This window comes from Bradyrhizobium liaoningense, from assembly GCF_018130785.1.
Taxonomy (GTDB): Bacteria; Pseudomonadota; Alphaproteobacteria; order Rhizobiales; family Xanthobacteraceae; genus Bradyrhizobium; species Bradyrhizobium liaoningense_A.
In genome coordinates this window covers 1-24898 of record NZ_JAFCJT010000009.1, presented here as the reverse complement: position 1 = coordinate 24898, position 24898 = coordinate 1, and the positions used below count along the sequence as shown (strand labels likewise).

General features: G+C 62.8%; 22 protein-coding genes and 1 pseudogene. 12 read left to right on the top strand and 11 right to left on the bottom strand.

Features of this window, described 5'->3' with window-relative positions:
* Positions 1–11 precede the first annotated feature (11 nt).
* From JQ627_RS19830 to JQ627_RS19795, 8 genes are all read right to left on the bottom strand, one after another.
* Positions 12–1220, bottom strand: a complete 1209-nt coding sequence (locus JQ627_RS19830) for an ABC transporter substrate-binding protein (RefSeq protein ID WP_212485830.1) — start codon at positions 1218–1220, stop codon at positions 12–14.
* Positions 1221–1253: 33 nt separating this feature from the next.
* Entirely contained in the window at positions 1254–2996 is a 1743-nt protein-coding gene (locus JQ627_RS19825; protein ID WP_212485829.1) for a class I adenylate-forming enzyme family protein, read from the bottom strand.
* Positions 2997–3183: 187 nt separating this feature from the next.
* Positions 3184–4392 (bottom strand): ABC transporter substrate-binding protein, encoded by a 1209-nt coding sequence (locus tag JQ627_RS19820; protein WP_212485828.1) that lies wholly within the window; start codon positions 4390–4392, stop codon positions 3184–3186.
* Positions 4393–4454: 62 nt separating this feature from the next.
* A complete protein-coding gene (locus JQ627_RS19815) occupies positions 4455–5735 on the bottom strand; it encodes an acyl-CoA dehydrogenase family protein (protein ID WP_212485827.1) in 1281 nt (426 codons plus the stop codon).
* A 6-nt stretch (positions 5736–5741) separates the two neighbouring features.
* Entirely contained in the window at positions 5742–6146 is a 405-nt protein-coding gene (locus JQ627_RS19810; protein ID WP_212485826.1) for a DUF6285 domain-containing protein, read from the bottom strand.
* Between the two features lies 1 nt (position 6147).
* Entirely contained in the window at positions 6148–7149 is a 1002-nt protein-coding gene (locus JQ627_RS19805; protein WP_312015785.1) for a phosphotransferase family protein, read from the bottom strand.
* Entirely contained in the window at positions 7146–7898 is a 753-nt protein-coding gene (locus tag JQ627_RS19800) for a TetR/AcrR family transcriptional regulator (RefSeq protein WP_212485825.1), read from the bottom strand. The genes JQ627_RS19805 and JQ627_RS19800 overlap by 4 nt, the downstream gene beginning before the upstream one ends.
* Positions 7899–8047: 149 nt before the next feature.
* On the bottom strand, positions 8048–8743 hold the full coding sequence (locus JQ627_RS19795) for a TetR/AcrR family transcriptional regulator (RefSeq protein WP_212485824.1): 696 nt from the start codon (positions 8741–8743) through the stop codon (positions 8048–8050).
* 158 nt (positions 8744–8901) lie between these two features.
* Between JQ627_RS19795 and JQ627_RS19790 the strand changes: the two genes are divergently transcribed.
* The 4 genes from JQ627_RS19790 (at position 8902) to JQ627_RS19775 (ending at position 13498) form a co-directional block, all read left to right on the top strand.
* Positions 8902–10146: an ABC transporter substrate-binding protein gene (locus JQ627_RS19790; protein WP_212485823.1), complete on the top strand. Its 1245-nt coding sequence runs from the start codon at positions 8902–8904 to the stop codon at positions 10144–10146.
* A gap of 15 nt (positions 10147–10161) precedes the next feature.
* Positions 10162–10971, top strand: a complete 810-nt coding sequence (locus JQ627_RS19785; RefSeq protein ID WP_212485822.1) for an enoyl-CoA hydratase/isomerase family protein — start codon at positions 10162–10164, stop codon at positions 10969–10971.
* Positions 10972–11058: 87 nt separating this feature from the next.
* Entirely contained in the window at positions 11059–12606 is a 1548-nt protein-coding gene (locus tag JQ627_RS19780; protein WP_212485821.1) for an acyl-CoA synthetase, read from the top strand.
* A 10-nt stretch (positions 12607–12616) separates the two neighbouring features.
* Positions 12617–13498: an enoyl-CoA hydratase-related protein gene (locus tag JQ627_RS19775; protein ID WP_312015784.1), complete on the top strand. Its 882-nt coding sequence runs from the start codon at positions 12617–12619 to the stop codon at positions 13496–13498.
* Positions 13499–13947: 449 nt separating this feature from the next.
* On the opposite strand, the pseudogene JQ627_RS19770 reads toward JQ627_RS19775, so the two are convergent.
* Positions 13948–14341 (bottom strand): annotated as a pseudogene (locus JQ627_RS19770) (VOC family protein).
* A 195-nt stretch (positions 14342–14536) separates the two neighbouring features.
* Positions 14537–15307 (bottom strand): alpha/beta fold hydrolase, encoded by a 771-nt coding sequence (locus JQ627_RS19765; protein ID WP_212485820.1) that lies wholly within the window; start codon positions 15305–15307, stop codon positions 14537–14539.
* A 219-nt stretch (positions 15308–15526) separates the two neighbouring features.
* Here JQ627_RS19765 and JQ627_RS19760 point away from each other — a divergent pair, with 219 nt between their 5' ends.
* The 8 genes from JQ627_RS19760 to JQ627_RS19725 all read left to right on the top strand — a co-directional run bounded on the left by JQ627_RS19760 (position 15527) and on the right by JQ627_RS19725 (position 24032).
* The gene (locus JQ627_RS19760) at positions 15527–16489 is read left to right on the top strand and encodes an AraC family transcriptional regulator (RefSeq protein WP_212485819.1); all 963 of its coding nucleotides are present in this window, start codon (positions 15527–15529) and stop codon (positions 16487–16489) included.
* A gap of 265 nt (positions 16490–16754) precedes the next feature.
* Positions 16755–17051 carry a hypothetical protein gene (locus tag JQ627_RS19755; protein WP_212485818.1) on the top strand — a complete coding sequence of 99 codons (297 nt, stop codon included), beginning with the start codon at positions 16755–16757 and terminating at the stop codon, positions 17049–17051.
* A gap of 147 nt (positions 17052–17198) precedes the next feature.
* A complete protein-coding gene (locus JQ627_RS19750; protein ID WP_249143210.1) occupies positions 17199–19430 on the top strand; it encodes a hypothetical protein in 2232 nt (743 codons plus the stop codon).
* Between the two features lie 322 nt (positions 19431–19752).
* Positions 19753–21012 carry a serine hydrolase gene (locus JQ627_RS19745; protein WP_212485816.1) on the top strand — a complete coding sequence of 420 codons (1260 nt, stop codon included), beginning with the start codon at positions 19753–19755 and terminating at the stop codon, positions 21010–21012.
* A gap of 173 nt (positions 21013–21185) precedes the next feature.
* Complete coding sequence (locus JQ627_RS19740; protein ID WP_212485815.1) at positions 21186–22067, top strand: GyrI-like domain-containing protein; 882 nt, start codon at positions 21186–21188, stop codon at positions 22065–22067.
* 137 nt (positions 22068–22204) lie between these two features.
* Positions 22205–22867, top strand: a complete 663-nt coding sequence (locus JQ627_RS19735) for an SRPBCC family protein (RefSeq protein ID WP_212485814.1) — start codon at positions 22205–22207, stop codon at positions 22865–22867.
* Positions 22867–23229, top strand: a complete 363-nt coding sequence (locus JQ627_RS19730; protein WP_212485813.1) for a helix-turn-helix transcriptional regulator — start codon at positions 22867–22869, stop codon at positions 23227–23229. The genes JQ627_RS19735 and JQ627_RS19730 overlap by 1 nt, the downstream gene beginning before the upstream one ends.
* Positions 23230–23579: 350 nt before the next feature.
* Positions 23580–24032, top strand: coding sequence for an ester cyclase (locus JQ627_RS19725; protein WP_212485972.1), 453 nt, complete (start codon positions 23580–23582; stop codon positions 24030–24032).
* A gap of 204 nt (positions 24033–24236) precedes the next feature.
* Here JQ627_RS19725 and JQ627_RS19720 read toward each other — a convergent pair.
* Positions 24237–24898: transposase (locus JQ627_RS19720; protein ID WP_212485812.1), on the bottom strand; the 662-nt coding region annotated here is incomplete at its 5' end.

Genomic DNA, 24898 nt, shown 5'->3' with positions numbered 1-24898 from the left:
TCGTTGAGAATTTAATCGACCGTGATCGCCGTCACCTGGACCCAATCCTGCCCATCAAATTTTTGCACCACCAGGCGCTTGAACGGAACGTAGTTGTCCGGCGTCGTATTGTAAGTGGTACCGGGCAGCAGGGAGGGCGCGGCCACGTTGTTCAGGTGCGTCGCCTGATATAGCAGGTTCTCACGGGTCAGATTGTCCCCGCAGGCCTCAATGATTTTCCCCATGATGTAGGCAAACGAATAGACGGCAAAGCCGATCTCGTTCTTGGGGTCTTCATTGGGCAGGTACTTCTTCATGAAGGCCTGATAGGCGACGACGTCATGGTCTTCGGCCCATTTCGGGCTCGACACCTGCTTGTAGGGCGTTGCTGCGATGATACCGGTGACCGAGTCGAAGCCGGCTGCTTCCAGGAACTGTCGCCCGACCGAGGGACTGACGACGAGCTGCAGCGGCTTCCAGTCGAGCTCATACGCTTTCTTCATCGACTGCGAGGCTGCCTTGCCGAGCGAGACGTTGAAGAACACGTCGGCGCCCGATGATTTGAGCTGCGCGACCTGCGAATCCATCGTGGGGTCAGTCAACTCATACGTGACTTCCTTGACGATCATGGTCGAGGCCTTGTCGCCGAGCCCCTTCTTGAACCCGGAGACGTAGTCGCGCCCGAAATCGTCGTTCTGCATGAGGATCGCGACCTTCGCGTCCGGCTTCACGGATAGAAGGTACTTTGCGAGGATCTCGCCTTCGGTGCCGTAGAGATGAAACGCGGGCGTCGACCATTTGAAGGCCTTCGGCTGGTTCCACTTATTGGCGCCCGTCGAGACCAGAAGTTGCGGCACGCCCTTGCTGTTCAGATATTTCTGCACCGCCGATTGCGCGGCAGTTCCGGACGAGCCGAACATCGCGAGCACGCCGTCGCCCTCAACCAGCTTGCGAGTCTGCTCGACGGTCTTTGGGGGCGAGAACGCGTCGTCGAGCGAAATCAGGTTGATCTTGCGGCCGTTGATGCCGCCTTTCTCTTCATTGAGCATCTTGAAATAAGCGACCTCGGTGCGGCCCTGGATGCCGTGTATCGACAGGGGGCCGCTATAGGGCATGGTCTGGCCGAGTTTGATTTCGGTGTCTGAGGCGCCTTCGTCATATTTCTTCTCGGCGGCAGTGACACTGGTCGCGAAGAGGAGCCCGGCCGACAAAACGGCCACGGCCGACAAAAGTCTCTTCATTCTATCCTCCCGATCCTGTTTTGTTGTTCACCATTATCCAGGTGCACTTGCCTTTGCGGCGAGTTCTTCGCGGAGCTGACGCTTGACGATCTTGCCGCTCGCGGTGCGCGGCAGCTCCTCGGTTCGAATATCGACATGCGCGGGCAGCTTGAACGCTGCGAGCCTTGGGCGCAGATGCTCGGTCACCTGGTCCGCGGTCAGACGCGATCCGGCCCGTGTGCGAACGACGGCGCCGACGAGTTCGCCGAGCACGCGGTCGGGAATGCCGACGATGGCGGCTTCGAAGATGTCCGGATGCGCGAGGAGGGCGTCCTCGATCTCGACGCAATAGACGTTCTCGCCGCCGCGGATCAGCATGTCCTTGGCGCGGTCAAGCAGATAGACGAAACCCTCCGCGTCCATCCGGACAATGTCGCCGGTGCGGTACCAGCCATCGCGGAACGCTGCCGCCGTCGCCTGAGGGTTGTTCCAGTAACCCTTCACGACGTTGCCACCGTAGATTTCGAGTTCGCCGATCGCGCCAACCGGCAGGACGTTTCCGGCCTCATCGATGACACGCAAGTCGCATCCGGGTACAGCAGGCCCGACGGAATCCGGCCGTGCGAGATAGTCCTCGGCGCCGTTCGAAGTCGAGACCGAGGACGTCTCGGTGGCGCCATAGCCCGTGCCGCCGAACTTACCCGGGCACAGCGCAGCGACTTTCCGGGTCAGCTCAGGCGACGCGGCGGCGCCGCCGTAGGAGAGACCCTCGAGGCTCGAGACGTCGCGCCGTTCGAAATCCGGCGATTCCAGCAATTGCCATGTCATCGACGGCACGCCGGACATAGAGTTGATGCGTTCGCGCTCGATCAGTTCGAGCGCTGCTTCCACGTTCCATTTATACATCAGCACGATCTTCGAACCGTTCGCCATGGCGGGGATCATGATCGAGTGGCACCCCGTGACATGGAAGAACGGCACCGGAAGCAGCACCGCTTTCTGGGCTTCCGGTGGCGCCGGCAGGGGATCACCGCGTCGGATCGCGGCGCGGGCGCTCGAGAACGTGATGTTCACGAGGTTGCACATGATGTTTCGATGGGTGCCCAGCGCCCCCTTGGAGCGGCCGGTCGTGCCCGACGTGTAGAGTATGGTCGCGTCGTCGTCGGGATGTATGTCGCGGTCGGGTGGTGCCCGGTCCGGCAATGCACGATAGTTCGAAGCCGGGCCGATCAGATTTTCCAGCGTGTCGGTTGCGTTCCGGATGTCCGATACAGCGCGGACTGCGATGAGCTTGGCGGAGTGACTTCCCGGGGTTAGCGAGTTGAGCCGCGCCAGGCGTTCACCGTCGACGATGGCAACGGAGGCGCCAGAATCGCGCAAGCCGTAGGCGAGGTCATCCCCGGTTCCCCAGGCATTGAGCGGCACCGCGATCGCGCCGATGGTCGCTGCGGCCCAGAAGGCGATCGGCCATTCCGGGAAGTTTCGCATGGCGATCGCCACGCGGTCTCCCTTCTGCACACCGTAGTCATCGACCAGCCGCCACGCCAGTGCGGAGGCCGCGCGATAATGTTCCGTAAAGCTCAGCCGCTCATCTTCGAATACGAGGAAGGTTCGGTCGCCCCACGCCTTGCTGGCCTCGAAAATCCAGCGAAGATCGCGATAGGCTTTCTTGTAGACCCGGACGGGGCGCCCCGCCACGTCGATGGTCTCCATCTCGAACGGTGCGGCAGGAGCAGTGAGGATGCGGTAGGTTTCGTCGAGCGAGACCGATGGCCAATTGCGTCGCTCAGACTGCATTTTTTGCCTCGTCGCGGCTTGTTGTTGGCGAAGCGCAATTCGTGAAAGGCGCGACGCAAGGAAATCTTAAAGCGACATCATGGGTTGATGCTTGCGTTAGTCTGCTGGCGAGTTGAAAGGAGCAGAAAGCGCACGATACGGTCTCGGCGGAGCAGCACTCGGAGTTGCTCCGCCGGACATGATCAGCTCAGGTCCCGAAGTTTTCCCAGCTCTTGCCGTTGAAGCGTTCGAGCGTCATGAACTTCACGACCCGGTAGTCGGTCGGGCTGGTGTTGATGAGGCTGCCTGGCAGCAATCCGGGATTGCGAAAATCCTTGAGATTGGCGGCCTGGCGCATGATGTTCTCGCGCGTCAGATCGTCGCCGCATTGGCGTAGCACCTGCACCAGCATCTGGGCGAAAGTCCAACCCGACAGGAAAAACGTGTCGGACGGATTCGCAGCTGGCATGTATTCCTTCAGCCATTCGTAGAACGGCTTCAGCTCGGGGTCGTCGCGCCAGCGAGGGTCCGACGGGTCCTTCATGTAGCGCACGGTCTTGATTCCGACGCAGCGCTCGAGGCCCGCCGGGATCAGGGTCGCGCTCATCGAGGCCGAGCCTGAATGCAGGTACGTGTCGGGTTGCCAGTTCAGCTCGTAAATCTTTCGGATCGCCTGGGCCGCCTGCTTGGCGTAGGCAAACAGCATAACGGTATCGACGCCGGCCGACTTCAGCTTGACGATCTGTGAGTCGACCGTCGGATCGGTGGGGGTGAAACTCTCGGCCGCGATGACCGCCGAAGCCTTGGCGCCGAGGCCGTCGGAAAGGCCCGACAGCATCTCCTTGCCGAAATCGTCGTATTGGTAGAGCACGCCGACCTTCGGATTGGCGTTGACGGCCAGGATCTGCTTGCCGAAGAACGTGCTCTCCGAACGCAACGTCGGCTGGAAGCCCATCGTCCACGGAAACTTCTCCGGATTGGCGAACTGCTCGGAACCCGCAGCCACGAAGAGCTGGGGTACCTTGTTGGAATTGAGGTAGGTTCGCGTCGCAAGGTTCAGCGGCGTGCCGAGCATGCCGAACATCACGGCCACCTCGTCCTGCTCAACCAGGCGGCGGGTCTGTTCGACGGCCTTCGGCGGGCTATAGCCGTCGTCGACCGAGATGAAGTTGATCTTGCGGCCGTTGATGCCGCCGCGATCATTGATCGCCTTGAAGAAGGCGGCTTCGGCCTGGCCGAGCTGGCCGTAGGCGGAAGCCGGACCACTATAGGCGATGGTCTGCCCGACCTTGATTTCGGTGTCGCTGACACCTGGACCGTATTTCTTCTCGGCCCAGGCGCGATCCTTTGGAGCGAGCGTGGCGGCAAGTGTAGCAAGCGAGGCGAGCGTGATCGTTCGCCGAGAGACGTCCGGCATGATACCCTCCTTGTGCTTCCCTAACGCGTCCGCCCGTGCTGGCTGCGCGGGCGGATCTGGTCCTAGGCCCTCTTGTTGGGGCCCATGAAACCAAACAGATAACCGGCCACCTTGCGCATCTGGATCTCTTCGGAACCCTCGGTGATCCGGTAGCGGCGGTGGTGGCGGTAGATGTGCTCGAACGCCTTGTGGCGCGAATAGCCGATGCCGCCGTGCACCTGCATGGCGCGGTCAGCCGCCTCACAGCAGAGCCGGTTGGCCCAGTAGTTACACATCGAGACCTTGTCGGAGAGCCGCTTCTCGACTTCCGGGTGGGGCATGCTGTCCATCTCCCAGGCGGTCTTGCGAATGAGCAGGCGGAGCATCTCGATCTGCGTGGCCAGCTCGACCAGCGGGAACTGGATGCCCTGATTGACCGACAGCGGCTTGCCAAACGGCTTGCGCTGGTTGGCGTATTTGACGCTCTCGTTGACGCAATACGCCGCTGCGCCAAGCGAGCTCGCCGCCTGGCGGATGCGGTTCTCGTGCACGAAAGCCTGCGCCAGCGCGAGGCCGCGGTCGATCTGTCCGAACATCGCGCTTTCGGGCACCCAGACATTGGTGAAGCTGACGCGCGGATGATCCGTCGGCATGTTGAAGGTCCACATATATTCCTCGACCTTCACGCCTGGCGTGGTGGTTGGGACGAGAAACGCCGTGATGCCCTTGGCGTCGCCGTCCTCGCCGCTGGTGCGCGCGAACAGGCTGCAATGGGACGCGGTGTGCATGCCGGTGGTCCACATCTTCTCGCCGTTGATCAGCCAGCCGGCGACGCCGTCGCGAGTCTCGCGGACAGCGCGCGTTTCCATATGGGTGGCGTCTGAACCGTGGTGCGGTTCAGTGAGGCCAAAGGTGACGCGGATCTTGCGCTCCAGCGAGCCGCGTATGAACTTCTCCTTTTGCTCCTGCGTGCCGAAGTCGCGCAGCATCACGATGAAGGGGAAGTTGCCGACCACTGAATGTTCGTTTTGGAGGTCGTTGTGCAGTCCGAGGCCTTGCGTCGCCAGATGCTCGCGAATGACGGCCATCCAGAGATTGCCGCCGCCCTGGCCGCCGAATTCCTTGGGCAGCGAGAAGCGGAAGAAGCCGGCCTTGTCGGCGAGCGCCTTGGCCTTTTCGAGCAGCGCTTCCCATTCCGGGCGAGGTAGGCCGTCCTTGTCGAAATCGGTGCGAGCCCATTCGCGGCGATGGTCGAAGAAACGCTCATTGTCGTCCTGCGCCTGCAGCGGCTTGATCTCGGCCTGGACGAAGGCGTCGATCTTGGCGAGATAATCGACGAGATCCTTGGGGATGCTGAAATCCATCTCTGCTCAATCCTCTTTTCGGGGTTGTTGCTGGCCAGCGCGCGCCTCGATTGTGCGGCGATAACTGGCGTAGGCGGGTTGGTCGATCTTCATCTTGTCGAGGGTGGTCAGCCAGAGATGCTCGGCGAGGCCGTCGCTTTGGAGGTCGAGCTCGCCGCGGCGAATGCGGCCGGACAGGTCGGTTTCCAGCTCCTGTAGCGAGCCGTCATGGCCGAGCAGCGTGCGCAATCGCACTAGCGTCTCACTTTCGGCAGCCTCGCCAAAATTGATCTCGCGAGCGACGAGGTCGATCGCATTGGCCGCGACCCGCGCCTGGAATGCGGCATTGGCCGGCAGTTGCGGCATCAGCGTCTCGCGCAGGAGCTTCGAGACCGCTGCAAGAATTTCGGCGCCACGGGGTTGATCCAGCATATCAGTTCGTCCCGGTCAGGATACGCATCAGATCGAGCTCGTTCTCGGAGACGCGCCGCGCGATCATCGCGCGCTCCACGCTTGGGTCGCGTCCGCTGGTGAACCATTCCAGCATGCTGGCGCAGCTCACGCCCCAGCGCAGGCTGCCGAGGATTTCCCAATAATGCACGCGGGCGGGATCGATGCGTTCGCCACTCGCGGCTTGATAGGCTTCGAACAATTGTTCGCGCGAGCCGACGCCGCCGACCGGATGGTCGAGCTCGCCGAAGCGCCATGGCGGCGTCGAGATCCAGGCGAGGTCTTCGGCGGGATCACCGATATGGGCGACCTCCCAGTCGAGCACCGCGCGTACGCCCTCGGCTCCGAAGATGATATTGCCGTTGCGATAGTCGCCATGCACCAGGCTGTATTTGTCAAGCGGGAGGGGTGCATTCTGCTCCAGCCAGCGAAATGCGAGGTCGAACACCGGCCGCGCCACGCCGAGGGCCTCATAGCGGCTCGCAAGCCGTGCCACGATGATTTCGGCCGGCTTGAATGGGAGCGGCGGCAGGCGCGCAGTGTCCACATTGGTCATGGTGCCGCGGATGGTGCCGAACTGCGCGGCGAGGCGAGGGCGCACACCTGCGAACTCCTGGTCACGCAGCACCTTGCGCGCGATGGTCTCGCCCTCGATCCGCGTCATCAGAAATCCGTCGCCGAGATTGTCCGCGGGCATCAGCGTGTGCACCACGGTCGGCACCGGCACGCCGCTGCCGTCGAGCACGCGGATCAGCTCTGCTTCCGCCTCCAGCGACAGCGATTCGGTACTGCGCAGGCCGCCGGGCGAGCGGCGCAAGATCATCGGATGCAACACCCGCTCGCCGTCAACGGCATCGAACGACCAGGTCTCCAGCGTCGCGCCAGCCGACAGCCGTCGCAGATTGGCGATTCCTCGCGCGCCAGGCACGATGCGGGCAGTCATGGTTTCGAGCGCGTGGCTGAAGCTATTGTCCATCGCGTTCATCTGTCTCGCGCCGCCGTCGCTAGCTGTTTCCTGCGCTTGCCACCGGCTGCCGCGGCCTTTTCGGCGGCGGGGGTGAGCGGCCGATCGGGATCGGTGTAGACCGCGCGGCACCAGATCTCGGTGACGGCGGTGCAGAGCTTCTTCAACTCCAGCGGTTGCTCGAACGGCTCCATCTTCAATACGGCAAAGGACTGTGCGGTGCCTTCGACCATCATTGCGAGCGAGAGCGCTGCGGCGTCGGGATCGATCGGCAAGCAGCGACCGAGCTGGCGCTGGCGTTCGAGATGGTCGCGCACCCGAATGATATAGGCGCTGCGCATTTCGGCGCGCTTCCGGCCGATTTCGGGGTCGACATAGCTTGCCTCGAAGAAGGCCCGCAGCAATCCGCGATTGGCGCCGAAGATCTCGAAATAACGCAGATTGTTGTCGTAGACGCGCTGGCGCAGCGTCTGGCCGGAGTGTACCCGCGAGGAGGCGACGATGTCGTCGACGACTTTCGCAATGGTGCGGACGAAGATGTCGTCGGTGCTGCGGAAGTAGAGGTAGAAGGTGCCGCGGCTTAGCCCGGTGGATTCGATGATGTCCTGCACGGTAGCGCGGATGTAGCCCTTTTCAGCGAACACGCGTTTCGCCGCATCGAGCAGGATTTGCTCGGTGGCCTCGGCCGAGTTGCGGGTGCGTCGCGAATCTCCCGCAGGCGCACCACGGCGCACGGCGGCCGAACGCGTAATGCGTCGTTTCCCTGCCACGTTTCTTCCCTGTCTTTCCCGCGCGTGCTTTGTGCACGTCGCGGCGTGCGCATTGACGCACGTCGTCGATCAAAGGTGACGCTAAACTGACACTGATGTCAGTGTCAAACTTGCGTCTTGTAGTCGTTCACCTCGTCACTTCGCAATCATCAGACCGTTGTCTCCGCGTCGGCCAGCCGTCGGCTGCTTTTTGTGCCAGGCGTCGGACACTGCGCCTGAAGAACCTTCAGGCGCTTGAGCATCAACTGCTGTCCCTTCGGCGTCGCCGCGCCGCGCAGGGCGAGGGCGTAGCCGTAGCCGACCGCGGGCTGGATGTCCTCAATCTCTATCTCTGCGATCACCCAGTGCAGCATGATGGAGCGAAACGTGTAGTCGAGATTGCGCAGCAATATGGCGGTGTCGATGTCGGGTAGCAGCAGGCCCTCGTTGACGGCGTCGTCGAGCAGTGTCATCCAGAAGCCATCGCGCTTCTGGTTGAAGATCGCGCTGCGCTCTTCGGATGCGGACGCAGCCAGGATGCTGGTCCACAGTGCCCGATAGAACACCGGATCGTCCTCGTAATAGCTGACCGCAAGCCTTGCGGCGCGCAAGATCCGCTCCAGCGGATCGAGTGATTTGAAGCTCGCAAAGCGGGTCCCAAATCCCTTGATGTCTTCGAGCACGGCGACCAGCACGGCGCGTTTCGAGCCGAACAGATTGTACGGCGTGGCGAGGCTGACGCCGGCCTTTGCCGCGAGCGCGCGCATCGAGAGCCCCGCGTCGCCGGTCTCGCGGATCAGGTCGCGCGCCGCCTTGATGATGCGCGAGCGCCGCTCAGCCTTTGCCGTGTCGCGTCGGTTTTCCATTCTCGCCTGCTTGCCGTGAACTCTCGCGTGAAGGATAGGCGCTGGTTGACACCCTGACAAATTTATATCACGTTATAAGAACGCGTTATAAAAATATTTCGGCGGACGGACGGCGCGAGGTCTCGTGCATCCGGAATCGCCGTTACGGGAGAAATGCCATGGATGCCTGCAATGGATCGCGGCTGGTGTCGCGCGCCTGCATTCTGCTTGCGGCAGTAGCGCTCGCGGTCCAGTCGCCGGCTCCGGTTCGCGCGGAAACGGCGAAGGGTGACATCAAGATTGGCAATATTGCGCCCTATAGCGGTCCGGCCTCGGCCTACAGCGCCTTCGCCAAGACTGAGGCGGCCTACATGAAGATGCTCAACGACAAGGGCGGCATTAACGGGCGCAAGATCCAGTTCATCTCCTATGACGACGCTTACAGCCCGCCGAAGGCCGTCGAGCAGGCGCGCAAGCTGGTCGAGCAGGACGAGGTGTTGGCGATCTTCCAGGCGGTGGGTACGCCCTCGAACGCCGCGATGATGAAGTACATGAACGCGAAGAAGGTGCCGCAGCTCTTCTCCGCCACCGGCGCGACCAAGTTCGGCGATCCCAGGAACTTTCCCTGGACGATGGGCTTCTCGCCGTCGGTCTATCGTATCGAAAGCGCGATCTACGCAAAATACATCCTGGCAAACTATCCGGAAGGCAAAATCGCTGTATTGTTTCCGAATGACGATTACGGCCGCGACATCTATGGCGGCTTCAAGGACGCGCTCGGCGACAAGGCGAGGACGAAGATCATCGCGGAGGCGTCCTATGACAGCACCGAGCCGACCGTCGATTCCCAGATCAGCAAGCTGAAGGCGTCCGGCGCCGACATCTTCGTCAATTTCTCGACCCCGCGTTTCGGTGCGCTGGCGATCCGGAAAGTGGCCGAGCTCGGCTGGAAGCCGGTGCATTTCATCAACACCACAGCCTCGTCGATCTCGACCGTGTTCAAGCCTGCGGGCCTAGCGAACGCGGTTGGCGTCATGACGGCGCAGGCGATCAAGGAGCCCAACGATCCCCGTTATGTCGACGATCCCGGCGTGAAGGAATATCTCGACTTCATGAAGCGCTATAATCCGGAGGGCGACGTGGCGAACGCGCAGAATGCGTATGGTTTCCTTGCCTCGCAGGTGCTCCAGAAGGTGCTGGAGCAGTGTGGCGACGACCTCTCGCGCGACAACGTCATGAAGCAGGCAACGAACCTGAAAAATCTCAAATTCGGCCTGCTGTTCGACGGCATCACCATCAACACTAGTCCGACCAATTATTTCCCGATTACCCAGATGCAACTGATCCGATTCAACGGCGAGAGTTTCGACAAGGTCGGGCCGATCATGTCGGAGACGGTGATGCAGCCCGAAACGCGGGATTGATGGGAGCAGCTTGCAATGACCATGCAGCCAAAAATCGCGCCGGCGGATTTCCAGTGTCTGAAGTACGAGGTGACGGATCATGTCGCAATCGTCACGCTCAACCGTCCGGAGCGGCGCAACGCACTCAACCGCCGCGCCTATGATGAGGTTGAATCCGTCTTCCGCGCCGCGTCGATCGGCAGCGAGGTCCGCTGTGTCGTCGTCACCGGTGCCGACCCGGCCTTCTGCGCCGGAGAGGACGTCAAGGAGATGATGACCGGCGAGAAGCGGGCCAGCGCACCGGTGGTGCATCGTCCTCCGACGCCGGCTGCGATGGCGGCGCTGGAATGCCAGGTGCCTGTGATCGCGGCCGTGAATGGGTCGGCGGTCGGCTGGGGCATGGAGCTTGCTCTCTACGCCGACATTCGCCTGGCGTCCGAAAAGGCAAATTTCGCCGAGCTGTTCATCCGCCGTGGGTTGATCTGCGACGTCGGCGGGCTCTTGCGCCTGCCGGCCATCGTCGGGCCGGCCAAGGCGGCCGAACTGCTCTATACCGGCGACGTCATAGATGCGCATGAGGCCGCGCGTATCGGGCTTGTCGGTGAGGTCACCGCGCATGCTGACCTGATACCAAAGGCGATGAACCTTGCCGCGCGCATCGCGCGCAATTCGCCGCTGGCGCTTCGTTTCATGAAAGAAGGTTTGCGCCGTGCCACCCATGGCGATCCCAGGGAGACCGGAAGCTGGGCCATCGAGGTTATCTACAAGCTGTTCGACACCGAGGATCATCGTGAGGGCGTGCGCAGCTTCCTCGAGAAGCGCGAGCCGGTGTTCTCCGGCCGCTGACGTGAGAATTGCGAGGGCGGACCGCCGTTCTTGCCAAAGCTCAAACACCGCGACAAGCGGGGACTGCAACAAGCCGGGAGGCACGCGATGAGTTCGTGGGTCAGAATTGGCGATCGCGTCAAGACCAAGGCGGAGATGGACGCGCGCGCCCAGCGCGCCGCACGGGGCTATGCCAGCATCGGTGTCGGCTCGGGGGACGTCGTCGCGGTCTACATGCGCAACGATTTCACTTTCATGGAGGCTTCGCTCGCCGCGGGCCTGTGCGGCGCCTATGTGGTGCCGGTCAACTGGCACAACACGCCGGAGGAGGCCCGCTACGTCATCGAGAATTCCGGCGCCAAGGTGCTGGTCATCCACGCCGATCTCTGGCGTAGCGTCGGACATGCCGTTCCTGCGTCGGTCGCAGTGATCGTTGTTGAGACGCCGCGGGGCCTGCGCGGCCCGTATCGCGTCTCCGACGAGGCCGCAGGAGTGCCGGCCGGGATGAATGATTGGGAGGACTGGCTTGCGGGCTTCGAGCCCGCCGTGCCGCCGTTCCCGACCTCGCCGGGATCGATGATCTACACGTCGGGCACCACCGGCCATCCCAAGGGGGTGCGTCGGCAGCCGCCAACGCCGGAGCAGGCAGCGGCCAGCCAGCAGATGATGCGCATGGTCGGTGGCCTTGCCGACTGGGCTGATCGTCTCGGTAATGTCGTTTTGCTGATTCCGGGACCGGCCTATCACTCCAGCCCGAACGGCTGGATGTTCTCGTTCTACAACATGGGCGCCAACATCATCGTCGAGCCACGCTTCGAGCCCGAACGGATGCTCGCAACGATCGCTCAGCATCGCGTCACCCACGCTCTGGTTGTGCCGACCATGTTTGTGCGCATGCTTGCGCTGCCGGCCGAGACGAGGGCGCGCTACGACCTGTCGAGCCTGACTTACGCGATGCATGTCGGCGCGCCCTGTCCGCCGCACGTCAAGCGCGGCATGATCGATTGGTGGGGGCCTGTCATAACCGAGCATTACGGTTCGACCGAAGTCGGCGCCGTCACCCATTGCACCGCGGACGAATGGCTGGCGCATCCCGGCACCGTCGGGCGGAGGCTGCCCGGCTGCGCCGTCGTTGTCATGGATGAGGAGGGCAAGGAGCTGCCGCTCGGCCAGTCCGGCGAGATCGTCTGCGGGCGGGATCTCTATCCGGAATTCACCTATCACGGCGATCCGGCCAAGCGGGCGAAGTCCGCGCGGGGCCGTCTCGTCGCCACCGGTGACATCGGCTTCTTCGACGCCGACGGCTTTCTCTACCTGTCGGGCCGTGCCAGTGACATGATCATCTTCGGCGGCACCAACATCTATCCCGCCGAGATCGAGTCGGAGTTGATGAAAGTTTCCGGCGTGGCCGATTGCGCGGTGTTCGGCATTCCCGACGACGAGTTTGGCGAGAAGGTCTGCGCCTTCATTCAGCCTAGCCCTGGTGCCGTGCTCGATGAGGACGCGGTCCGCACGGACCTGAAGTCCCGACTTGCCGGCTACAAAATCCCGCGGCGGATCGAGTTCTCCAGTTCGCTGCCGCGCGAAGACACCGGCAAGATCTTCAAACGGAAGCTGAAGGAGCCGTTCTGGCAGGGGACGGGCCGGGCGATTTGAGGAGAAGTTCGTGGATCAGAAATATTCGACCTACAGCCTGATCAGGTGCGAGATCGACCGCGCAGTCCTGGTGATCACGCTTAATCGTCCGGACAAGCTCAATGCCTACACTGGCGCCATGGGCTCCGAGATCGAGGATGCCTTCCGTAAGGCGGATCTCGATGACGAGATCCGCGCCATCATTGTGACGGGCGCGGGCCGTGCCTTCTGCGCCGGCGCCGATGTCTCGGGGGGCGCTGCGAGCTTTGATACCTCGGGCGCGCATGGCGCCGGTGTGTTCGGCAATCGCCTGGCGGGCGGCGGTCCGCGCTCGGGCAGTGGCTTCGTCGATGCCATCTTCCGCTGCCGCAAACCGTCGATCGCCGCCATCAACGGCCCCGCGGTCGGCATTGGCATCACCATGACCCTGCCGATGGACGTACGCATCGCCGCGAAGGACGCGAAGATCGGTTTCATCTTTGCGCGACGCGGCTTGGTGCCGGAGGCGGGCAGCGCGTGGTTTCTGCCCAAGCTGGTTGGACTGCCGCAGGCATTGCGCTGGGCGATCTCCGGTCGCACTTTCGGCGCTGAGGAAGCAGTGAGCGGCGGTCTCGTCAGCGAAACCACGGAGCCTGCCGAACTCCTGGCACGTGCGAAAGAGATCGCGCGGGAATTGACTGCCGAGACTTCGGCCGTGTCGGTTGCTCTCACGCGGCAGATGTTGTGGCGCTTCGCAGGCGCGCCGGATCCGTTCGAGCTGCTGGCGATCGATGGCCCCATCTCACGCGAGCGCGGCAGTCATGCCGATGTCCGCGAAGGGGTCGCTTCCTTCCTGGAGAAGCGGGCGCCAGTATTCCCGGGTAACGTCTCGACCGATATGCCCAGTCAGTATCCTTGGTGGAAAGAGCCGTAGGAACACTTGCCACCCGACGGTCGGTCGCTCGTAGCGCAAAGCGGACCGGAATGGCTTGCGCGCAGTGGCGAGCGATGGCAAGGGCATCGGACGACCGACTCGCGCGTCGCTGATCTCTGACGGTATTTGAACATACGCCTAACCCGGGCGGTCACGGCAGTCTTGACCGCGCCGGTTGCGTTGATCACTCGATTGACACCGATAGGTGGCGAAATCTCGGAGAGCGCAAACGGCTCGAATCTTTCTGTGAATTCAAGACCAAAAGATTGCGGCAGGTATACCGTCGGCATTTGTCCGTCAGACTTGAAGAATTGTGCTGGCAAATCAACGACGAGACTTTGTCTGAAATGATAGAGTGGGAGTAGGGGATCTCGGCGCTATTGGTCGATTGACCTATTGATGCCATCGCTCCGCTAGTCGCCGGTGAGAACCGCTTTGGGTGGCGGATTCTAGGAGGGGATCTCCTGTGCGATCTCCCACATATGGCCGGATGGGTCGGAAAAGGCGGCAGTGCGACGACCCCAGGGACGATCGATGGGGCCGTTCACCAGGTCTACGCCGCTTTGCCGAAGCCTCGCGCACGCTTCATCGACATCGGCGACGCGAATGGTCATGAGCATGCGAGGTCCGGCGCTTGAAGCAGCCGGCACCACCGGCTCCACGAGCTGCAGCGCCTGCGTCTCCTGGAGCAAGTTGACCATGACGCCACCGAGCCCGATCACGCTGCATACGGCGTCGGAATAGATCGGCCTGGCGTCGAACACGGTCTCGTAGAATGTTCTCGCGCGCGCGAGATCGTCAAACGAAGAGGGTCACGCACTCCAGATTGTTCAAGCTTTTCATTCGAGTGGGTCTCGGTCGACTGGTCAGTCAAGTTTCTGTCGACAAAAGATAACAACGTATTTGGCAATAATGAAGCAGATTGCCTTTTCGACTCTTGCGCCGCTCGCGCATATGCAGCACGTGACAGGGCGCGCCTGGGCGTCTGCCCTCAAACGTGGGGTCGCTCCCGACACCGACGTGCCGGGAGCAGGTTCCTCACTTCGCGAGCGCCGCCTTTTCGATGACCTCGGCGACTTCCTTCGCATGGACCACGAGCGAGGCATGGCTGCCGGCGACTTCCGTCGTCTGGGCCTTGATCCTGGCCGCGAACAATTTCTGGGCCTCGGGCGCGAGCACCTTGTCCTTGGTGCTGATGACATAGAACGTCGGCTTGTCGCGCCAGGCCGCGATGTCGACGGGAGCCTCGAACGCAACGTGATTCAACGGAAGCTGCGAGGTGGCCAGGTGCGCGGCGATCTCCGGAGGAAGGTCTGCCGCGACAGCCGACGGGAACACCTTGGGGTCGATGTACAGATTGCCCCTCGCGTCGGGATGGATCGCATTGCCGCCTTCGGTCGGCGGACCTGCCTTTGCAAGCGACGCCAGGGATTCGCCGACATCGGGCGCGAACGCGGAGACGTAGACCAGCGCCGAAACCTTGGGATCGTTGCCGGCTTGCGTGATCACCACGCCGCCCCACGAATGGCCGACGAGAACGGTTCTGCCGTCCTGCTTGGCGAGCGCCTGTCTGGTTGCGTCAACATCAGCACCGAGCGAGGTGAGCGGATTTTCCACGAGCGTGACGCGATAGCCCTTCTTGGTGAGAATATCGGCAACGGGCTGCCAGCTAGTCTGGTCCACGAAGGCGCCGTGCACGAGCACGATGTTGTGGGCTGCTCCCTTGGGCAGTTCGGCGGAATGGACGGAGCCGACCAATGTCGTTCCGGCCAGGAGTACGGCGGCAGCTGAGAGTAGAATATGTCGCATTGATTGTTCCTGTTGGCATGTCGGACGGAAATGAGGTCCGGAAGGAATGGACAGGCGTTTCCAGCCAGGTCGCGGTTTCTTCCATCCGCCATTGGCGAAATGGTTGCCGCACGTGACGTCGGCCCGCCGCGACATGACCTAGTTCGCGGGCTTTTCGGACGATAGGGATCAATCGTCCGGATGTTGTGTCCGATCGTCCACCGGACTAACTTCGGCGGCATGGACATCCTCGCTCAGGTGCTCGATCGCGTTCGTCTCGGCGGGACGCTGCTGTTCCACTTCGAGCTCGGCCATCCCTGGAATCTGGAGCTGCCGGCACGCCCCTACGCGCTGTTTCACTATCTCAGTCGGGGCTCCGCGACCCTCGCGCTCGAACCGGGACAGGAAATCCAGATGACCGAGGGCGATTTTGTCGTCATCACACGCGGTGAGCCCCATGTGTTCTATTCGGATCGCCGGGCCAAGCCTTTGCAGATCGTGGACCTCGATCGATCGTCGGCACGTCTTGGCGTCGTTCGTCACGGCGGCCGTGCAAGGCCGCTCTCGACCATGATCTGCGGCAATTTCACGGTGTCGCGGCCCTCGTTCGGCAGCGTGCTGGAATTACTTCCGCCCGTGCTTCTGCTGAAGCCAACGGCGGACGCTGGCTGGCTCGAAGCCATCCTGCGGCGCATGGTGAGCGAGTCCGCGCTCGAGCGTCCCGGCCAGCGCGTCGCGCTTTCACGACTGACGGAAGTGCTGTTTGTCGAGGTGCTCCGAAACTGGATCGCGTCTCTCAGTCCCGGACAAGGCGGCTGGCTCGGGGCCATATCGGACCCGCATATCGGACCGGCGCTCAAATTGATCCACGAAAACCCGGAACGGCCCTGGACGCTGAGCGACCTCGGCCATCGCGTGGGGCTCGGCCGCTCGGTATTTTCGGCCCGCTTCACCAAGCTCGTCGGCCAGTCGATGCACCGTTATGTGATCGAACGCCGGATGGCGGAAGCGGCGTTCCTGCTCGAAACCAGCGACGAGCCCATCGCACGGATCGCGAGCAGCGTCGGTTACGAGACAACGGCGGCGTTTTCAAAACTCTTTCATCGACATCACGGCCTGTCGCCGGGCCGCTACCGGGCCGCTCAACGCCTTGATGGAAGCCAAGGTCAACCGCACGGTTCGGAAGTGAACGTCTCCGATTGAACGTGCGGGCTGAGCTGCTCCTCCGCCGCGCTTTCATCTCGCTCTCACCGCCGGTGCTCAATTGTCGCACCTTCGGTGTGAAGCATCTCACACGCACGCTTGCGTCAATGCTGCGATAGAGTACCTGTTGTGATTGAACGTGGTGAATTTAGTCGATTTGACACACCCGCCATCACATCAGCCTCAAATGAGCTGCACACGCCAGAACGGCATGTTGAAATAGCCATCAATCGGCCGCTCGGCCGATGAGAGCTATGGAGACACTATGGCTGACAAACTCGAACAGAGCATGGTTGGTACGTGGAGCAAAACCACGTCGGCTGCGTGTGCGGACAAATATCCCGCCACCCTCACATTCTCGACCGGCACCTACCGCGGCATGCGCGGCGAAGGGCAGGGCATGGTGTGGTGGGATGCGGGAATCTACCGTCTCGAGGATTCCAACACACTCGTCGTCGGGACGGCGACTGATGAACTTGTGACCTATCGCATTTCACTCGAGGCCGACCGGTTTGAGTTTACGGATTCAGAGGGCTGTGTCGTGACCTATCGGCGCGCGTAGGACTGCGCACGCCACAGCTGACTTTAGATAACGCGGGTGTAGCCGCGAACGAGCCCGATGCTCACGTCGATCGCCTCGCCATTTCAACGAGGAGAAGACGACATGTGCAATTGCTCAGAGCATGAAGCGAGTGGAAGCCTTTCGAAGATGACCGCGGCATCGGTCGAACCCGCGATGAAGCCGCTAGCGCCCCTGTCGCGCCAGATCAGCTTCAGCGACGACGAGTCCGGCGATCAGCCGGCCTCAACCGATCTGCAGCCGATTCCGCCCTTCAGGCTCTGCAGGCTCGACTTCCGCGAAGGCTGCTACCAGATCAACTTCAGGCCGACCGCGAGCTTCGTGACCTTCGAAGGCACGCTGCGCGTCGATCGCTCTGCGCCCGACGGCGGCGCCGACCGTCTGATCGTCAGCGGCGATCTCTACTCGCGCCGGCTGGTGATTGATCCGTTCCCGCCGGTGGGGCCGGTGCTTCCGGTGGGCGACGCGGACGGAGATGAAGCGGCGGCGGACTCGGGCCTGACGAGCCTGGCCGGTTCGCTCAGCGCAGTCGATGAACCCCTGATTCCGCTTCCGATCCGCAGGCCGCGGATCCCCATCTTCCCCCGCGCGCGCTATCATTCCTATCTCAGGGTGACCAGCGTGTCCGCGCCGTTCGCGGTCGCGTTCCCGAAGAAGTGCGAGCTGACGATCACAGCCGAGCAGTTCAACTACACGCAGCCGCCGGCCGGCCAGTTCAAGGGCACGTTCCCGGCGACGCCGTCGCGCACCGTGACGATGAAGCTTTCAAAGGTGCCGGCGCCGTTCCCGTTCTCCTTGACCGGCGGGCCGTTCTACCAGGGCCGGCTGTTCGACGGCGGCGTGGACAAGGGCAGCGTCACGCTCGCCTGGGTGTCGAAATTCTTCCGCCGCTGCACCCTGGAGATCGACACGCTGGTCGGAGCCGTGCGGCCCGCACCGGTGCCCGATGGTGCCGGCGGCACCGAGTTCTTCGACACGGTCTTCGCCAAGACCGGCTGGCAGCTGACGGTGGTGCAGGACCAGCTCAACGTGCCGGTGCCATCAGGCGTGGTGCCGACCAATTGCTGGAGCTCCGCGGATCTGCACGCGCTGATGACCAATGTGCGCAATCCCGCGACCAATCTCGACACCGAATGGCGCGTGCACATGATCGTGGTGCCCGCGAAGCTCGGGTGCTCGCGCGGCATCATGTACGACCAGATCGGCGTTCCCCGCGAGGGCTGCGCCAGCTTCTCCGATGACGGTTATCCCGTCTCGGACTCCTCGAACTTCGGTCTCGCCGCGAACAAGAAGCAGCGCGACGTGCCGCGTGCGTTCCTGCGCAGCGCGACCCACGAGCTGACGCATACGCTCAATCAGATCCACCAGGAGCAGGAGACGGCGGCCGACAACTCGATCATGACGACGACGCCGAGCGTTGCGGACGTGCTCGGCGGGCCCGCGACCGGTCAGCCCGGCGTGTTCCCGGACCAGATCCAGCTCGCGCACAACACCAACGTCCGTCATCACCTCAACCACATGCCGGACCCGGTCATTCGTCCAGGCGGATGGCCGTTCGCAAGCTGGTTCCCGACCGGCGCGCCGCAGGCCGCCGATCGCCACGACTTCGAACCTTCGGAGCTGGCGCTGACGGTGACGGCCACGACCGACCGCGTCGCGCTCGGCCAGCCGCTGGACCTGACCTGGACGATGACGAATACCAGCGGCGTGTCGCTGCGCGCGCCGAACGACGTCAGCATCGAGGCCCTGTTCGCATCGATCACCGTCACCGACGGCGAGGGGCGCGAGCGCCCGGTCAGGCCCTTCGTGATCCTGTGCGAGCACGCCAAGCTCAGCGAGCTTGAGCCCGGCCAAAGCGTCACCGCCTCGGCGAAGGTGTTCTGGAGCACGGCGGGCTTTGCCTTCGAGAAGCCCGGCCGCTACCGCGTCGACGTCGCGGTGTCATGGTCGGCGCAGGGCGTAATGGTGGGCGTGCAGTCGGGCATCGACGTGTTCGTCGATTATCCGACCAGCAACGCCGACAACCATTCGGCCAATCTCGTGCTGCATCCCGAGGTCGGCAAATGGGTGGCGCTCGGCGGCGATGCTTATCACCTCGGTGAAGCGTGCCGGCGGTTGCAGGCGCTCAGCCAGACCGCTCCCGCAGGCGCTGCGCGAGCTGCCGCCGGCGACGGCGCGCCCGCGCCAAGCGTGCTCGACGGTTTTGCGGACCTGCTGCCCGACCGCGCCAAGCTCGCCAGATTGCGTCCCGAGCTGACCGCCGACACAGGCGGCCGCACGGCACGCGGACCGGGGCGAACGGCAGCGCCGGGCCGCAAGCGCGCAGCGAAGGCGAAGAAGCGCAGGGGCCGGAAGGGGTGAACGTTTCGTGACAGTTCGGTGAAGACCGTCGGTGTCAAAGGCGACGGCCGCACCTGCGACGACGTCGTGGGCCTTGCGCGCCGTCACCTCCACCGGCGGGGTCGCCGGCGCGTTCTCCAAGCGGCGCCCAGCGTGGTCCCCTGGCAGGGCGGCTTTCTTGTCGTGCATCCCGGCAAGTCGTCACCGACAGTGTACTGGAACAGCGCGACCTTCGAGTGAAGCGCGGCGGGATCACTGCACAGCCCCCCGGCGCAAACGCGGGATGTAGACGGCGCTGTCCCATGATACGCCGACTGCATCGCCGCCCCCGGAGCCCGTCTTCATGTCCGCCGCAACTGCACCCAACCAACAGCCCGCAACCGCCACCGAGACCGATCCCGAAGCGCTCGGCTGGATGATCGGCTTCCCGCCGTCTCCCGATCGCGCCATCACCTTCCAGAACGGCTCGTTCCGCAATTTCCCCGAGTTGCGCTGGGCCTGGAGCAACGTCCGCCAGCTGGTGCCGACGGTGAATGTCTGGCGCGGGGCAGGGCCTGCGTCCGTGTTGCCGCGGGAAGACCACGACATCGGCGCGGTCGCCTCGAGCACCCTGGACGGCCGGCCCATGACGTTCGCGAAGATGCTGGAGGAGACCTACACCGACGGCATCGCCGTGCTGCATCGGGGCAGGCTGATCTATGAGCGCTATTTCGGCGCGCTGAAGCCGCACAAGCCGCATATTGCGATGTCGGTGACGAAATCCTTCACCGGCGTGCTGGCCGGCATTCTCGTCACCGAGGGCAAGATCGATCCGCAGGCACAGGTCACGGATTACGTGCCGGAGCTGAAGGCCAGCGCGTTCGGCGATGCGCGCGTGCACGAGGTCATGGATATGACCACGGGGCTAGAATACACCGAAGTCTATACCGACAAGAACTCCCACGTGTGGGGCTTGCGGCGCGCCAACGGCATGGCGCCGATTCCGCCTGATTATGACGGCCCGACCAATATCTTCGATTTCCTCGTCGCGCAGAAGAAGCAGGGCGAGCACGGCAAGGCCTTTGCGTACAAGACCGTCAACACCGACGTGCTCGCCTGGATCTGCCGGCACGCCAGCGGCATGACGCTGTCCGACCTTCTCTCCGAGCGCATCTGGACGCCTATGGGGGCGGAGGAGGACGCGCATTATCACGTCGATCGCATCGGCACCGAGAGCGGCGGTGGCGGACTCTCGACCAGCTTGCGCGATCTCGCCCGCTTCGGCGAGACCATGCGCAATCATGGCCGCTTCAACGGCCGCCAGATCGTCCCCTCACAGGTGGTCGAGGACATCGTGCGCGGCGGCGATCCCGAGAAGTTCAAGCCGGCCGGCTACACCACGCTGCCCGGCGCGTCGTACCGCAACCAATGGTGGGTCACGCACAACGCCCACGGCGCCTATATGGCGCGCGGCGTTCATGGCCAGGGCATCTACGTCGATCCCAAGGCCGAGATGGTGATCGCGCGCTACGCATCGCACCCCGTCGCGGGCAACGCCGCCAACGATCCCGTAACGCTGCCGGCCTATATGGCGCTGGCGAAGGAGCTGATGGCGGGCGGATAGGGCGCAATTGTAGGATGGGTAGAGCGAAGCGAAACCCATCATCGCTCCTCCATAAAGAAGTCGATGGGTTTCGCTGCGCTCTACACATCCTACGCTCTCATGCCAAACCGCAAGATCGGTCGAGCAAATGATCGCCGTCAGCGGCTATCTGGAGCCGCCACGGAGGAGGGACGATGAAGGCGGCGCTGCAGAACTATCAGGACCGGATGCGCCGGGTGCTGGACCATATCGACCGGCATCTCGATGGTGATCTGGACCTGGAAACGCTGAGCAGTGTTGCGGCCTTCTCGAAATTTCATTTCCACCGGCAGTTCACGGCGACTTTCGGGTTGTCGGTGCATCGCTATGTCCAGCTGGCCCGTATGAAGCGCGCTTCGCATCAACTGGCCTACAATGACGCCCTTGATGTCACTGACATCGCGATGGATGCCGGTTACGACGCACCGGATGCTTTCGCCCGCGCCTTTCGGCAACGGTTCGGGCAATCGCCGTCGTCGTTCCGGAAGTCTCCCGACTGGGAGCCGTGGCTTGCGGCCTTCGGGCCTCTCGACAACGCGAGGAGCAAGCTCATGCAGACGAGTTTTACCACTGACGACGTGACGATACGCGATGTGCCCCCCACGCGGGTGGCGATCATGGAGCATCGGGGGAGCCCTGAGACGCTTGGTGCCACCATCCGGCGGTTCATCGCGTGGCGCAAGGCGGCCAACCTGCACCCCAGGACAAATCCGACCTTCACTGTCTGGCATTCCGAGGGGCGTCCTGCGCAGCAGGCCGAATATAGCATCGACCTTTGCGTCGGGACCGACCAGCCGATCGAGGCGAATGGCGAAGCGATCAAGGCCGGCGAGATCCCCGGCGGGCGCTGCGCCGTGCTGCGCGTCGTCGGTTATACCGACAATCTGGAGCCCGCCGCGCTCTACCTGTATCGCGACTGGCTTCCGGCCAGCGGCGAGGAAGCACGCGACTTCCCGATCTATTGCCAGCGGCTGAGACTCTTCCCGGAGGTGCCGGAGCATGAGACGGTCGCGGATGTATTCCTGCCGCTGAAATAGCGCCCTCCGACCGCGGACGAACCGGCATCATTCAATATCACGCGCTCCACATAGCGGCACGGTCATTAATATAAGAGTTGACTTATATTAGTGAGGGCCGATACTCGCCATTGCGCGAAACGATGCGGAGGGATGCAATGGAAATCGACGTCGCCAGGGTCTTGGGGCTTGTCACGCGTTCGGTGAAGAATTTCGAGAAGGATGGAAAAGCAGCCAGCACGGTGACGCTGTCGCGGCTTTACGAGACCAGCCTCGACGATCTCTGGGACGCAGTGACCAGCCGGCAACGCATTCCGCGCTGGTTCCTGCCGATCGAGGGAGACCTCCAGTTGGGCGGAAGGTACCAGCTGAAGGGGAACGCGGGCGGCACCATCACGGCATGCACGCCGCCGACGCATTTTGCAGCCACGTGGGAATTCGGCGGCGGGATGAGTTGGATCGACGTCAAGCTGGCAGCAGAACGAGATCAGGCGCGTCTGACGCTGGAGCACACCGCAATTATCGAGGACCATTGGAATCAGTTCGGTCCAGGTGCGGTGGGTATCGGTTGGGATCTCGCCATCGCGGGATTGGAGCGATATGTTGCGACCGGCGCATCGGTCGACCACGAGACGGCCGAGGCTTGGATGGGCTCTCCTGCCGGCAAGGAATTCATGACGACAAGCGGTGAAGATTGGTGCGCGGCGCATGTCGCGAGCGGGGTCGATCCTGATACGGCGAAGCAGCGCTCCGACCGCACCATCGCCTTCTATCGCGGCGAGATGCCGCCTGACGTCGCACATCCGGGCACAGCAAGCTGATGCACGTCTTCGAGGTCCTCGCCGATCCCGTGCGCCGTCGCATCCTCGAGCTGCTCGCCCCGGGGGAGATGGCGTCCGGTGAGGTCGTTGAAGTGATCGGGGCCGAGTTCGGGATCACGCAGGCGGCCGTGTCGCAGCACCTCAAGGTGCTGCGCGAGAGCGGCTTTGCGACGGTTCGTGCGGAGGCGCAAAGACGGCTCTATTCGGTCGATGGTGCGGGGCTTCGGTCGGTGGATGCGTGGATCGGTCAGTTCAGGAATTTCTGGGAGCCGAAGCTGGACGCACTGGCAACCGAGATCGCGCGCGGCAAGCGGGAGCGCCGTAACGCGCCGATGACCAAACGGAGCGGGAAGAGGGCGTGAGCTCCATGATGTCGGATGGGTAGAGCGAAGCGAAACCCATCAATATCGCGCGGTGAACCCGATGGGTTTCGCTACGATAATAGCCAATCAGAAATCGGGTGGATCGGTCCACGTGAAATCCTATCGTGAGGGCGCGCACATAGGAGCACGACGATATGCACAAATTTCATTCGATCGCAGCTCTTTGTGGAGACGGTCTACGACCAGAACTGCGAGAGCTGTTCCAGAGGCTGGCGATTGATCCGCACTCTGGGCTGCACATCCGCCATGACGGCATGGTTCAAGCCGGCCCAGATCCCGTTTCCAAGGCGTCCACTCGAGCTGAACACAGAAATACAGGAGTTAGCTACATGTCGATGGAAAGTGAGAACAAGGCGATCGTCGGTCGCTGGTTTACCGATTTTTGGGGCGAGACCTGCAACCTCAATATCGTGGATGAACTCGCCGCGCCGGACATGCTGTTGCGGTATTCGCTTCACGAGCCACGCCGTGGCCGCGACGACATCAAGGCTTTCATGACCGACTTTCGCAAAGCGTTTCCCGACCTCAACTTCTGGGGGGCGGCTGACCTAATCGCCGAGGGCGATTACGTCGTCGGGCGCTGGGAGGGTGGAGGTACCCACACCGGCCCTGCTTTTCGCGACTTTCTGGCGGGATCGCTTCCAGCCAACACTGGACTCAAGATGAGGTTCACCGGAACGACCGTTCTTAAGCTTAAGAACGGCATGATCGTCGAGGAGATCGGCCTTGACGACGGCGTGGCTGCTTTGACGCAACTTGGGCTTATGAAGAGCGCCGCATAAGCTTGTTCGCATGTGATCCGATCAGCAAGGGGCTGGCCTCCCGGAGGCCGGCCCCTAATCTCCTTTCGGGACCGATAAGGCACGTCGCCTGTTGGCCGATTTTGTTGCAAAAGTCGGCTGTAACCGACGGATGTCTTTCGGCCATTCGGTCAGGCCGACCGGCTTTGATCCGCCGCCCCTAACGCTCTCAACGCAACTCCTACGCTACGCAATGCGCAAAGCATGAGCGGGTGGTGGTCGCGCAACGAACGACGCGAGGCGCCTCAGATTTTGAGCGATGGCAGCCAGAACAAACTCGTCCTGGGCGCCCCGTGGGCCACGAAGCCGAAGCCGGCCAAGCCTCAGGATGCGCTTCAAGTGCGCAAACCGCATCTCGATCTTCTTGCGCTGACGTCGCGACGTCTCGAAGCCTTCGGTGCCAGCGAACGACCGGGCGACGTCCCGGGCGTGCTCATGTATGTCGCGCGGGATCTTGCGCGATGGTTCTTTTGGACAGCACCGCGGTTTAAGCGGGCATGCGTCGCAGTCGAGCTTGCTCGCACGATACAGAAGCGTTTTGCCCTCGTGCACGGTGCCGCTCGTCCCGAGCCGCTTTCCGCCCGGGCAGTGGTAGACGTCACTGGTCGGATCATATCGAAAGTCGCTGCGCGAGAAGGTACCGTCATCTCGCTTCGACTTGTCGAACACGGGGATATGTGGCGCGATGCCCTTCTCCTCGACCAGCCAGTTCAGCATCGGAGCAGCCCCGTAAGCGGTATCCCCGGCAAGCCGGTCCGGCTTGAGACCAAAGCGCTCCTCTGTTCGTTCGATCATTGTCCTCGCCGCTCCGACCTCGGCCTGGCGAATGGAGCGGGACGCCTCAACAT

Excerpts from the sequence above, each read along its gene's own strand:
- JQ627_RS19785 (WP_212485822.1), top strand. The coding sequence starts at position 10,162 with ATGACCATGCAGCCAAAAATCGCGCCGGCGGATTTCCAGTGTCTGAAG.
- JQ627_RS19765 (WP_212485820.1), bottom strand. The coding sequence starts at position 15,307 with ATGCGACATATTCTACTCTCAGCTGCCGCCGTACTCCTGGCCGGAACG.
- JQ627_RS19735 (WP_212485814.1), top strand. The coding sequence starts at position 22,205 with ATGGAAATCGACGTCGCCAGGGTCTTGGGGCTTGTCACGCGTTCGGTG.
- JQ627_RS19830 (WP_212485830.1), bottom strand. The coding sequence starts at position 1,220 with ATGAAGAGACTTTTGTCGGCCGTGGCCGTTTTGTCGGCCGGGCTCCTC.
- JQ627_RS19740 (WP_212485815.1), top strand. The coding sequence starts at position 21,186 with ATGAAGGCGGCGCTGCAGAACTATCAGGACCGGATGCGCCGGGTGCTG.
- JQ627_RS19825 (WP_212485829.1), bottom strand. The coding sequence starts at position 2,996 with ATGCAGTCTGAGCGACGCAATTGGCCATCGGTCTCGCTCGACGAAACC.
- JQ627_RS19750 (WP_249143210.1), top strand. The coding sequence starts at position 17,199 with ATGACCGCGGCATCGGTCGAACCCGCGATGAAGCCGCTAGCGCCCCTG.
- JQ627_RS19780 (WP_212485821.1), top strand. The coding sequence starts at position 11,059 with ATGAGTTCGTGGGTCAGAATTGGCGATCGCGTCAAGACCAAGGCGGAG.
- JQ627_RS19790 (WP_212485823.1), top strand. The coding sequence starts at position 8,902 with ATGGATGCCTGCAATGGATCGCGGCTGGTGTCGCGCGCCTGCATTCTG.
- JQ627_RS19725 (WP_212485972.1), top strand. The coding sequence starts at position 23,580 with ATGTCGATGGAAAGTGAGAACAAGGCGATCGTCGGTCGCTGGTTTACC.
- JQ627_RS19760 (WP_212485819.1), top strand. The coding sequence starts at position 15,527 with ATGGACATCCTCGCTCAGGTGCTCGATCGCGTTCGTCTCGGCGGGACG.
- JQ627_RS19755 (WP_212485818.1), top strand. The coding sequence starts at position 16,755 with ATGGCTGACAAACTCGAACAGAGCATGGTTGGTACGTGGAGCAAAACC.
- JQ627_RS19795 (WP_212485824.1), bottom strand. The coding sequence starts at position 8,743 with ATGGAAAACCGACGCGACACGGCAAAGGCTGAGCGGCGCTCGCGCATC.
- JQ627_RS19815 (WP_212485827.1), bottom strand. The coding sequence starts at position 5,735 with ATGGATTTCAGCATCCCCAAGGATCTCGTCGATTATCTCGCCAAGATC.
- JQ627_RS19730 (WP_212485813.1), top strand. The coding sequence starts at position 22,867 with ATGCACGTCTTCGAGGTCCTCGCCGATCCCGTGCGCCGTCGCATCCTC.
- JQ627_RS19745 (WP_212485816.1), top strand. The coding sequence starts at position 19,753 with ATGTCCGCCGCAACTGCACCCAACCAACAGCCCGCAACCGCCACCGAG.
- JQ627_RS19820 (WP_212485828.1), bottom strand. The coding sequence starts at position 4,392 with ATGCCGGACGTCTCTCGGCGAACGATCACGCTCGCCTCGCTTGCTACA.
- JQ627_RS19810 (WP_212485826.1), bottom strand. The coding sequence starts at position 6,146 with ATGCTGGATCAACCCCGTGGCGCCGAAATTCTTGCAGCGGTCTCGAAG.
- JQ627_RS19805 (WP_312015785.1), bottom strand. The coding sequence starts at position 7,149 with ATGAACGCGATGGACAATAGCTTCAGCCACGCGCTCGAAACCATGACT.